An 11,533-nucleotide genomic window follows, 5' to 3' on the forward strand; every position below is an offset into this window, starting at 1 on the left:
CAACATATTGGGGTTTGCCGAATGTCTCTTGATCTCGAAACTGCTACGACCACAAAGACGCCTTTTCTCGCTGCCAGCGCCGACAGGGCGAAGCCGGCCTCGGAACCGGGCTACCAGGTCATCCGCCGCAATGGCAGCGTCACGCCTTTCGATGCCTCGAAGATCACGGTGGCCCTGACCAAGGCCTTTCTCGCCGTCGAAGGCCATTCGGCCGCCGCCTCGCGCCGGGTACATGACATCGTCGCCGACCTCACCGCCCAGATCGTCGCCGGCCTGACCCGCCGCGCCGATATAGGCCGAACCTTCCATATCGAGGATATCCAGGACCAGGTGGAACTCGCTTTGATGCGCGGCGAGCACCACAAGGTGGCGCGCGCCTATGTGCTCTATCGCGAACAGCACGCCCAGGAACGAGCCCTGGAGCGCGCCGCCAAGGCGGAGGCACAGGCCGGCACTACCCCTGCTTTGCGCATGAAGACGGCGGAGGGTTCCCTGCTGCCGCTCGACCACGCGCGCCTCGCCGCCCTGGTGCTCGAAGCCTGTGCAGGCCTTGCCGACACCAACGCCGAAACGGTGCTGAACGAGACGCAGCGCAACCTCTATGACGGCATCAGCCAGGACGAACTGGCGCTGGCGCCGATCCTCGCCGCCCGCACCCTGATCGAGACCGAACCCGATTATGCCAAGGTCAGCGCCCGGCTGCTCAATGACAAGCTGCGCCGCGAAGCCCTCACCTTCGTCGCGGGCCGTCCCGACCAGGCGACGCAGGCCGAGATGGCGAGCCGCTACGCCGAATATTTCCACGATTATGTCCGTGTCGGCATCGCCAACGAACTGCTCGATCCGGAACTCGGTCGCTTCGACCTCGCCCGCCTTGCAGCCTCCCTCAAGCCCGAGCGCGACTTGCAGTTCGACTATCTCGGCCTGCAGACGCTCTATGACCGCTATTTCCTGCATGTGCGCGGCACGCGTTTCGAGCTGCCACAGGCCTTCTTCATGCGCGTGGCCATGGGCCTGGCCCTACGCGAAATCGACCGGGAAGCCCGCGCCATCGAGTTTTACGATCTTCTGTCCTCCTTCGACTTCATGGCCTCGACGCCCACCCTGTTCAATTCCGGAACGCTGCGCGCCCAGCTCTCCTCCTGCTTCCTGACCACCGTGTCCGACGACCTCGAAGGCATCTTCAAGGCGGTGAAGGACAACGCGCTGCTCGCCAAATATTCCGGTGGCCTCGGTAATGACTGGAGCAATGTGCGTGGGCTCGGCGCCCATATCAAAGGCACCAATGGCGAAAGCCAGGGCGTGGTGCCCTTCCTCAAGGTCGCCAACGATACCGCCATCGCCGTCAACCAGGGCGGCAAGCGCAAGGGCGCGGTCTGCGCCTATCTGGAGACCTGGCATGTCGACATCGAGGAGTTCCTCGATCTGCGCAAGAACACGGGTGACGACCGCCGCCGCACCCACGACATGAACACCGCCAACTGGGTGCCGGATCTGTTCATGGAACGTGTGGAGCAGGATGGCCCCTGGACCCTGTTCTCACCGGACGAAACGCCGGACCTGCACGATCTCTATGGCCCCGCCTTCAAGGCCGCCTATGAGGCGCATGAGGCACGCGCCGCGGGCGGCGAGCTGAAGGTCTTCAGGCAGGTCCGTGCCCAGGATCTATGGCGCAAGATGCTGACCATGCTGTTCGAGACCGGGCATCCCTGGATCACCTTCAAGGATCCCTGCAATATCCGCTCGCCCCAGCGTCACGTCGGCGTGGTGCACTCCTCGAACCTGTGCACCGAGATCACGCTGAACACCTCCCATGACGAGGTGGCCGTGTGCAATCTCGGCTCGGTGAACCTTGCTGCCCATGTCGATGCCAGCGGCCTGATGTTCGACAAGCTCAGGGCGACGGTGACGACGGCGATGCGCATGCTCGACAACGTCATCGACATCAATTTCTACACCATTCCCGAGGCACGGCGCTCCAACCTCAGGCACCGGCCCGTCGGCTTGGGCATCATGGGCTTCCAGGATGCGCTGCAGACCCTGCGCCTGCCCTACGCCTCCGAAGCCGCCGTGCGGTTCGCCGACGAAAGCATGGAAGCCGTATCCTTCCATGCCATCTCGGCCTCGACGGATCTGGCGGCCGAGCGCGGTCGCTATCCCAGCTTCGAGGGATCGCTGTGGTCGCAAGGCATTCTGCCGATCGACTCGGTCGGCCTGCTCGCCGAGGCGCGCGAGGGCGCCAGCTTCGACGTGAGCTCGACCCTGGCCTGGGACATGTTGCGCCAGCGCGTGAAGACGGTCGGCATGCGCAATTCCAACACCATGGCGATCGCGCCGACGGCGACGATCTCCAACATCTGCGGCGTCTCGCAATCGATCGAGCCGGCCTATCAGAACCTCTTCGTCAAATCGAACATGTCGGGGGATTTCACGGTGGTGACCTCGGCCCTGGTCCGCGATCTCAAGACGCGCGGCCTGTGGGACGAGGTCATGATCTCCGATCTCAAATATTTCGATGGTTCGCTCGGCCAGATCGATCGCATCCCCGAGGATCTCAAGGCTCTCTATGCCACCGCTTTCGAGATCGACACGGCCTGGCTGATCGAAGCCGCGGCGCGCCGGCAGAAATGGATCGACCAGGCCCAGTCGCTCAACCTCTACATCGCCAACCCCTCCGGCAAGAAGCTCGACACGCTCTACCGCCTGGCCTGGCAGCGTGGCCTGAAGACGACCTATTACCTGCGCTCGCGCTCGGCCACCCATGTCGAGAAATCGACGCTGAAGGGCACCGACGGCAAGCTCAACGCCGTCTCCGCCACGGTGCCGCGGGCGGCCGCGCCGATCCTGATCGAGGCTCAGCCGAACCCGGCTGCATCGGAAGCCTGGGGCAAGGCCTGTTCCATCCACGATCCCGATTGCGAAGCATGCCAGTAAGCCGAAGGAAAACAGGATAATGACGATGCTCGATTGGTCCGAACCCGCTTCGCCGGCCGCGCGAATTCCGCTGCCGCAGACCCCTGACAATGCCACTGGCCTTGGTTCCATCGACCGCGACGGCAGCCGCGTCACGGTCGACGAGAAGCGCATGATCAATGCCCGTGCCGACGTGAATCAGTTGCTGCCGCTCAAATACAAATGGGCGTGGGAGAAATATCTCGCCGGCTGCAACAATCACTGGATGCCGACCGAGGTCTCGATGCAGGCCGACATCGCACTGTGGAAGTCGCGTGACGGCCTGACCGAGGACGAGCGGCGCATGCTCAAGCGCAATCTCGGTTTCTTCGCCGCCTCCGAGAGCCTGGTCGCCAACAATATAGTGCTGGCGATCTACCGCCACCTCACCAATCCCGAATGCCGGCAATATCTGCTGCGCCAGGCTTTCGAGGAGGCGGTGCACACCCATACCTTCCAATACATCGTCGAGAGCCTCGGGCTCGACGAGGGCGAACTCTTCAACATGTATCGAGAGGTCTCCTCGATCACCGACAAGGCCGCCTGGGCCCTCAAGCACACCCAGCATCTCGACGATCCCGATTTCAAGACCGGCACGCCGGATGCCGACCAGGCCTTCCTGCGCGACCTCGTCGCCTTCTACGTGATCTTCGAGGGCATGTGGTTCTATACCGGCTTTGCCCAGATCCTCTCGCTCGGCCGGCGCAACAAGATGGTGGGGATCGCCGAGCAGTATCAGTACATCCTGCGTGATGAGAGCATCCATCTCAATTTCGGCATCGACGTGATCAACCAGATCAGACATGAGAACCCGCATCTGTGGACGCTGACCTTCCAGGCCGATCTGCAGCGGATGATCCGCGAGGCCGCCGAACTGGAAGCCGCCTATGGCCGGGATACCATGCCGCGCGGCTTTCTCGGTCTCAACGCGGTGTCGTGCGAACAATATATGCATTTCATCGCCAACAGGCGCTGCGCCCAGCTCGGCCTCATGCCGGTATTCCCGGATGTCGAGAACCCCTTCCCCTGGATGAGCGAGGCGATGGATCTGAAGAAGGAGAAGAACTTCTTCGAGACGCGCGTCATCGAATATCAGAACGGCGGCGCGCTGAGCTGGGATTGAAGGCAGGCGTTTCAGGGTATTCGCAACAAACTGAAGAAAGGTTCGGATGGGGCTTCGTGCCCCCTCATCCGCCTGCCAGCACCTTCTCCCGTAAGGGGAGAAGGGGATCATTTCGGCAGGCGAATCGCCTTCCGCTCACCTTCTCCCCTTGCGGGAGAAGGTGCCCCGAAGGGGCGGATGAGGGGTTGCACTGCTGCATCTAGATTTCAAATCCCGACACCTCGAAAAGAGCGGGATTGGTTGCTCTGTCGTTCCCTGGTGAGCGGGGAATGACGGACATTCGCTATCCCCTTCCCGACCTGCCCTCCCCAAGCCCTCGATAACAATGTCCTGAACACACCATCATCCGTCGCATCGCCTCTAGTCGGCGCGCCGACTCGATGTATTCTAATCCTCATTCGAGGTGCCGGTCCGCTCCCAAGGCGGCCCGGAGAATTGGGAAGCCGGTCCAAATCCGGCGCTGCCCCCGCAACGGTAGAGGAGAAGATCGCGGCAGGTGCCACTGGGTCGGGAAGACCTGGGAAGGCGTCGCGATCGGGCCGAAAGGCCGCTCCTGAGCCCGGAAACCAGCCCCGATGAAAACCGACGGACGCGGTGGGCGTTCCGGAAGGAGGTTCGGCTGTGCCATCGCGTCGGCGCAGAGCTCCGATCCGCTTTCCCATCCCGCTGCCAAGTCAATGCATTGGTTGTCACGCGGGATTTTGACATGACTGCGCATCAGGACATGCTGGGCCGCCTCCGGGCCCACCATCCAGGCACGACGCTCGAGGGCAAATTCTACACTGACCCCGAGTTCTTCCGGCTGGATATGGAGAACATCTGGTATCGCGAATGGCTGTTCGCCGGCCATGACTGCGAGCTTGGCAAGCCGGGCAGCTATTTCACCCTCCAGGTCGGCGACTATCCGGTGATCGTGCTGCGCTCCGGCGACGGCGCCATCCGCGCCTTTCACAATTCCTGCCGGCACCGCGGATCGCGCCTGTGCGCAGCGGCAAGCGGCAGCGTCGCCAAGCTGGTCTGCCCCTATCATCAATGGACCTACGAACTCGACGGCCGCCTGCTGTTCGCCCGCGACATGGGCCCCGGCTTCGATGCGGCTCAATACGGCCTCAAGCCCGTCCATTGCGAGAGCGTGGCCGGCTACATCTGGATCTGCCTCGCCAAGGAGGCGCCGGATTTCGAGACCTTCCGTGCCGGCGCCATGCCCTATCTGGCACCCCATGGCCTGAAGAACGCCAAGGTGGCCTTCGAGAGCACCATCGTCGAGAAGGGCAATTGGAAGCTGGTCTGGGAGAACAACCGCGAGTGCTACCACTGCGCGGGCAATCATCCCGAGCTCTGCCGTACCTTCCCCGAGGCCCCGACGGTTACGGGCGTGCAGGGCGCCGACAAGGATCCGCTCATCGGCCAGCATTGGCGGCGCTGCGAGGAAGCCGGCCTGCCCAGCACCTTCAGCATTTCCGGAGACGGCCAGTTTCGCATGGCGCGCATGCCGCTGCTGCGCAATGCCGCCAGCTACACGATGTCCGGCAAGCCGGCCGTACAGAGACCGCTCAGCCCCACGATTGAGGAAGGCAATATCGGCGCCCTCCTGCTCTTCCACTACCCCACCACCTGGAACCACGTGCTGGGTGACCATGCGGTCAGCTTCCGGGTACTTCCGATCGGGCCGAAGGAAACCCAAGTCACCACCAAATGGCTGGTGCACAAGGATGCGGTCGAGGGGGTCGACTACGACCTCGATGAACTCACCCATGTCTGGCAGATGACCAACGACCAGGACCGCCAGATCGTCGAGGAGAACCAGCTCGGCGTCTCCTCGCCCGTCTACACGCCCGGCCCCTACGCCCCCGAACATGAGGGCGGCGTGATGCAGTTCGTCGAGTGGTATCGCAGCGCCATGGAAGCGGCGTTGGGTAACGACGGCGTCCGCCTGCGCAGCGTGGCCTGAGGCCTTTTCACCCTCCCCCTCCAGGGGAGGGTGTTTGAGAAACCGATATATACAAGGGTAGACATCATGCCGACGCCCTCCGCAGCCCTGGCGAAATTCAGGCATATCGACGAAACGCCGCCTTGGAACGATCAGAGCCAAGTGCTCGAATGCGTTTCGATCATCCATGAGGGCCGCGATGTCGCGACCTTTACCTTTCGCGCCGCCGAGCAGGGCTGGTTCCGCTACGAGCCCGGCCAGTTCATCACGCTAGAGATCCCGGCCGAGGCCGGGCCGGTGCTGCGCACCTATACGCTGTCTTCGAGCCCCTCCCGCCCGCTTTCGATCAGCGTCACCGCCAAGGCGCAGGCCTCCAGCATCGGCACGCGCTGGATGCTGGACAACCTCAAACCCGGCACACGGTTGAAGGCCTACGGCCCGCTCGGGCAATTCAGCTTCCATCGCCATCCGGCCGAAAAATACCTCTTCATCTCGGCCGGATCGGGCATCACGCCGATGATGTCGATGACCCGTTTTGCCGAAGACCACGGCGCCGCCACCGATATCGCTTTCGTCAACTGCGCACGCCGGCCTGGCGAGATCATCTTCCGCCAGGAACTGGAACGCATGGCCGGACGCATGCAGCGCCTCCGCCTTGCCTGGATCGTGGAAGAGACCGAGGCCCATGAAGCCTGGACCGGCTTCCAGGGTCGGCTCAACGCTCCGGCCCTGCGCCTGATCGCACCGGATTTCCGCGAGCGCGAAGTATTCTGCTGCGGCCCCGCGCCCTTCATGGCTGCGGTCAAGGACATGCTCGAAGCCAATGGCTACGACATGCGCCGCTATCATGAAGAGAGCTTTCAGCCGGCCGAAACGCCAATGGAGGAAGTCGGTGCGGACGAGGCCCTTGCCGGCGAAGCCAGCGTGGCCTTCACCAAATCCGGCATCGAGGTGCCGGCCTCCAGCCGCGACACCATTCTCCAACTCGCCCGTGGCGCCGGCCTCAACATTCCGACCGGCTGCACCATGGGCCTGTGCGGCACCTGCAAGGTGCAATGCGTGTCAGGAGAGACCGCGATGACCCATCAGGGCGGCATTCGCGAGGAGGAAATCGCCGCCGGCCTGGTGCTGGCTTGCTGCACCAGGCCGCTCGGCCGCGTCGAGATCGAGGCCTGAGATGACGATCGCCGCGCAGAACACCGTCGATGTCGACGCCGCCATCGTGCACTCCATCCTGCGGGCCACACGGGATGATGGCCCCGTCATGCCCGAGGAGCGGGCCCGTACCCTCCTGCTGGCCTGGATCCTCAGCCGTGAGGACGGCGCGGACCTGGCCAGGGAAGCCGCCGATTTGAAAGTCCTGCTGCTCGAGGCCTCGACATCGGACAATCCGCTGCTGCCGCATCTGAGCAGCCTGCTCGACGAGGTGCGCGATCATGCCGGCCGGAGACGAGGTCGGCGGCGTTTGCGGGTGGATGCCTGAAGAAGCAGACGAAACGTCCGCGGTCCCAGCCGAGGCGTTTCCCGCAGAACGCCGGCAAGGTTCGCGCAGGAACTGTGCCGGCTAGGACCGCGGACGTCTCGTCCGCCTCTTCCCTTCTCCGCCATCCCCCAGCAATCCCAGACAGAAAACCGGCGCTTCCAGGACAGTTCGCCTTGACCTCGCCTTTCTCGGCGCTATCATATAAGGATATCTTGATATCGTAATTCCGTTATAGGAGCTCGTTATGAGCGCTCCGGTCGAAGCCCTGTTCGCCGCGCCTGCCCAGACCGATCGGGGCGCGGAGATCCTTGCCGCCCTTACCGCCGCCGCGCGGGAGCGCATCCTGATCCTCGATGGCGCCATGGGCACGCAGATCCAGGGGCTCGGCTTCGAGGAGGACCATTTCCGGGGCGAGCGCTTCGTCGGCTGTGACTGCCACCTCAAGGGCAACAACGATCTCCTGACCCTTACACAACCGGCGGCGATCGAGGCGATCCACTACGCCTATGCCATGGCCGGCGCCGACATATTGGAGACGAACACCTTCTCCTCCACCTCGATCGCCCAGGCCGATTACGGCATGCAGGAGGCCGTCTACGACCTCAACCGCGACGGAGCCCGCCTCGCCCGCCGCGCCGCTATCAAGGCGCAGCAGCAGGACGGGCGCCGGCGCTTCGTCGCCGGAGCGCTCGGCCCGACCAACCGCACCGCCTCGATCTCGCCCGACGTCAACAATCCCGGCTACCGCGCCGTCAGCTTCGACGATCTCCGCATCGCCTATGCCGAGCAGATCCGCGGCCTCATCGACGGCGGCGCCGACATCATCCTGATCGAAACCATTTTCGACACGCTCAACGCCAAGGCGGCGATCTTCGCCTGCGAGGAAGTGTTCGGCGAAAAGGACGTGCGCCTGCCCGTGATGATCTCGGGTACCATCACGGATCTCTCGGGCCGTACCCTCAGCGGGCAGACGCCGACGGCGTTCTGGCATTCGGTGCGGCATGCCCGCCCCTTCACCATCGGCCTCAACTGCGCGCTCGGCGCCAATGCGATGCGGGCGCATCTCGACGAGATCTCCACCGTCGCCGATACCTTCGTGTGCGCCTATCCCAATGCCGGTCTGCCCAACGAATTCGGCCAGTATGACGAAAGCCCCGAGGCGATGGCGGCGCAGATCGAGGGCTTTGCCCGCGACGGGCTGGTCAACATCGTCGGCGGCTGCTGCGGCTCGACGCCGGAGCATATCCGCGCCATTGCCGAGGCCGTGGGTCGCCACAAGCCGCGCGCCATTCCCGAAGCTGAGCCCAGGATGAAGCTGTCTGGCCTGGAACCCTTCACGCTCGACACCACCATCCCCTTCGTGAATGTCGGCGAGCGCACCAACGTCACCGGCTCCGCCAAGTTCCGCAAGCTCATCACCGCCGGCGACTACGCCACCGCCCTCGACATCGCCCGCGACCAGGTGGCCAATGGCGCCCAGGTCATCGACATCAACATGGACGAAGGCCTGATCGATTCCGAAAAGGCCATGGTCGAATTCCTCAACCTGATCGCGGCCGAACCGGACATCGCCCGCGTGCCAGTGATGATCGATTCCTCGAAATTCTCGATCATCGAAGCCGGCCTGAAATGCGTGCAGGGCAAGCCGCTGGTCAATTCGATCTCGATGAAGGAAGGCGAGGAAGCCTTCCTTCATCACGCCCGCCTGGTGCGTGCCTATGGCGCGGCCGTGGTGGTGATGGCCTTCGACGAACAGGGACAGGCCGATACGCTGGAACGCAAGGTCCAGATCTGCACCCGGGCCTACAAGCTGCTGACGCAGGAAGCCGGTTTCCCGCCCGAGGACATCGTCTTCGATCCCAACATCTTCGCCGTCGCCACCGGCATCGAGGAGCATAACGGCTATGGTGTCGCCTTCATCGAGGCGACGCGGCAGATCAGGGAAACCCTGCCCCACGCCCATATTTCGGGCGGCGTCTCCAATCTCTCCTTCTCCTTCCGCGGCAACGAACCCGTGCGCGAAGCCATGCACGCCGTGTTCCTCTACCATGCCATCCAGGCCGGCATGGACATGGGCATCGTCAATGCCGGCCAGCTTGCCGTCTATGAATCCATTGATGCGGAGCTGCGCGAGGCCTGCGAGGACGTGGTGCTCAATCGCCGCGACGACGCGACGGAGCGCCTGCTGGCGCTGGCCGAACGCTTCCGCGGCGCCGGCCCGAAGGAGGCCAAGGTCCAGGATCTGGCCTGGCGGAGCTGGTCGGTGGAAAAACGCCTCGAACATGCCCTCGTCAACGGCATCACCGACTATATCAACGAGGACACCGAGGAAGCCCGGCTGGCGGCAGAGCGCCCGCTCCACGTCATCGAAGGCCCGCTGATGGCCGGCATGAACGTGGTGGGCGACCTGTTCGGCTCGGGCAAGATGTTCCTGCCCCAGGTGGTCAAGTCGGCCCGCGTGATGAAGCAGGCCGTGGCAGTGCTGCTGCCCTATATGGAAGCGGAGAAGGCGGCCAATGGCGGGCAGGTCCGCCAGAGCGCCGGCAAGGTGCTGATGGCCACCGTGAAGGGCGACGTGCACGACATCGGCAAGAACATCGTCGGCGTCGTGCTCGCCTGCAACAATTACGAGATCATCGATCTCGGCGTGATGGTCCCTTCTGCCAAGATCCTCGAAGTCGCGCGCCAGGAGAAGGTCGACATCATCGGCCTCTCCGGCCTGATCACGCCCTCGCTCGATGAAATGGTGCATGTCGCCGCGGAGATGGAGCGCGAGGGCTTCGACATTCCCTTGCTGATCGGGGGAGCCACCACCAGCCGCGTCCATACGGCCGTCAAGGTGCATCCACGCTATGACCGTGGACAGGCGGTCTATGTCACGGACGCCAGCCGTGCCGTCGGCGTCGTCTCCAGCCTGCTATCCCCCTCGAACAAGGCTGGTTATGTCGAAACCGTCCAGGCCGAATATGCCAAGGTCGCGGCCGCCCATGCCCGCAGCGAGGCCGACAAACTGCGCCTGCCGCTCGCCAAGGCCAGGGCCAACGCCCACAAGGTGGACTGGACCGGCTTCGTCGCCCCCAGGCCGGGCTTCCTCGGCACGCGCGTGTTCGAGAATTACGACCTCGCCGAGCTGGCGCGCTATATCGACTGGACACCCTTCTTCCAGACCTGGGAGCTCAAGGGGCGCTATCCCGCCATCCTCTCCGACGAGAAGCAGGGTGCGGCGGCACGCCAGCTCTTCGACGATGCCCAGGCCATGCTCGCCCGCATCATCGAAGAGAAGTGGTTCCACCCCAAGGCCGTGATCGGCTTCTGGCCGGCCAACGCCGTCGGCGACGACATACATCTGTATACGGACGAGGGCCGCGGCCGGAAACTCGCCAGCCTGCACACCTTGCGCCAGCAGCTCACCAAGCGCGACGGCCGGGCCAACGTCGCCCTCTCCGATTTCGTCGCGCCTGCAACCAGCGGCCAGGGCGACTATCTCGGCGGCTTCGTGGTTACCGCCGGCATGGAAGAGGAAGCGATCGCCCATCGCTTCGAACGTGCCAATGACGACTATGGCTCGATCCTGGTCAAGGCCCTGGCCGATCGCTTCGCCGAGGCCTTCGCCGAACGCATGCATGAGCGCGTGCGCAAGGAGTTCTGGGGCTATGCGGCCGACGAGAACCTGGCCCCCGACGAACTGATCGGCGAGCCCTATCGCGGTATCCGCCCTGCCCCCGGCTATCCCGCCCAGCCCGACCATACCGAGAAGGGCACGCTGTTCCGCCTGCTCGACGCCGAGGCTCGCATCGGTGTGCAGCTGACCGAGAGCTATGCGATGTGGCCGGGCGCCTCGGTGTCCGGGCTCTATTTCGCTCATCCCGATGCCTATTATTTCGGGGTGTCGAAGATCGAGCAGGACCAGGTCGAGGACTATGCGGCCCGCAAGGGCATGAGCGTGGAAGAGGTCGAGCGCTGGCTTTCGCCGGTGCTCAACTATGTGCCCGGCGTCAAGGAGGCGGCGGAATAGACCTGGGAGCGCGGGCGTCCTCGCCCGCCC

At 64.0% G+C, this 11,533-nt stretch carries 6 protein-coding genes and 1 riboswitch; all 6 genes read left to right on the forward strand.

Translation table 11 applies throughout. The features are described 5' to 3' along the window. Positions 1-21 precede the first annotated feature (21 nt). The 6 genes from ACTJKX_RS17965 to metH all read left to right on the forward strand — a co-directional run bounded on the left by ACTJKX_RS17965 (position 22) and on the right by metH (position 11,503). A complete protein-coding gene (locus ACTJKX_RS17965) occupies positions 22-2,934 on the forward strand; it encodes a ribonucleoside-diphosphate reductase subunit alpha (RefSeq protein WP_440726050.1) in 2,913 nt (970 codons plus the stop codon). 25 nt (positions 2,935-2,959) lie between these two features. Next, positions 2,960-4,075, forward strand: coding sequence for a ribonucleotide-diphosphate reductase subunit beta (locus tag ACTJKX_RS17970; RefSeq protein WP_394310103.1), 1,116 nt, complete (start codon positions 2,960-2,962; stop codon positions 4,073-4,075). A 384-nt stretch (positions 4,076-4,459) separates the two neighbouring features. Beyond that, a riboswitch (cobalamin riboswitch) is annotated at positions 4,460-4,664 on the forward strand. 117 nt (positions 4,665-4,781) lie between these two features. Then, entirely contained in the window at positions 4,782-6,026 is a 1,245-nt protein-coding gene (locus ACTJKX_RS17975) for an aromatic ring-hydroxylating oxygenase subunit alpha (protein ID WP_394309611.1), read from the forward strand. Positions 6,027-6,113: 87 nt separating this feature from the next. Then, positions 6,114-7,181: a 2Fe-2S iron-sulfur cluster-binding protein gene (locus ACTJKX_RS17980; RefSeq protein ID WP_440726084.1), complete on the forward strand. Its 1,068-nt coding sequence runs from the start codon at positions 6,114-6,116 to the stop codon at positions 7,179-7,181. A gap of 1 nt (position 7,182) precedes the next feature. After that, entirely contained in the window at positions 7,183-7,488 is a 306-nt protein-coding gene (locus ACTJKX_RS17985; RefSeq protein WP_440726051.1) for a hypothetical protein, read from the forward strand. 244 nt (positions 7,489-7,732) lie between these two features. Next, positions 7,733-11,503 carry a methionine synthase gene (gene metH / locus ACTJKX_RS17990; protein WP_440726052.1) on the forward strand — a complete coding sequence of 1,257 codons (3,771 nt, stop codon included), beginning with the start codon at positions 7,733-7,735 and terminating at the stop codon, positions 11,501-11,503. Positions 11,504-11,533: the final 30 nt, after the last annotated feature.

The organism is Labrys sp. 22185 (genome assembly GCF_052045555.1).
Lineage (GTDB): Bacteria > Pseudomonadota > Alphaproteobacteria > Rhizobiales > Labraceae > Labrys > Labrys neptuniae.

Bases quoted from the DNA above. Each gene is read 5' to 3' on its own strand.
- ACTJKX_RS17965 (WP_440726050.1), top strand. From the start codon at position 22: ATGTCTCTTGATCTCGAAACTGCTACGACCACAAAGACGCCTTTTCTC.
- ACTJKX_RS17970 (WP_394310103.1), top strand. From the start codon at position 2,960: ATGCTCGATTGGTCCGAACCCGCTTCGCCGGCCGCGCGAATTCCGCTG.
- ACTJKX_RS17975 (WP_394309611.1), top strand. From the start codon at position 4,782: ATGACTGCGCATCAGGACATGCTGGGCCGCCTCCGGGCCCACCATCCA.
- ACTJKX_RS17985 (WP_440726051.1), top strand. From the start codon at position 7,183: ATGACGATCGCCGCGCAGAACACCGTCGATGTCGACGCCGCCATCGTG.
- metH (WP_440726052.1), top strand. From the start codon at position 7,733: ATGAGCGCTCCGGTCGAAGCCCTGTTCGCCGCGCCTGCCCAGACCGAT.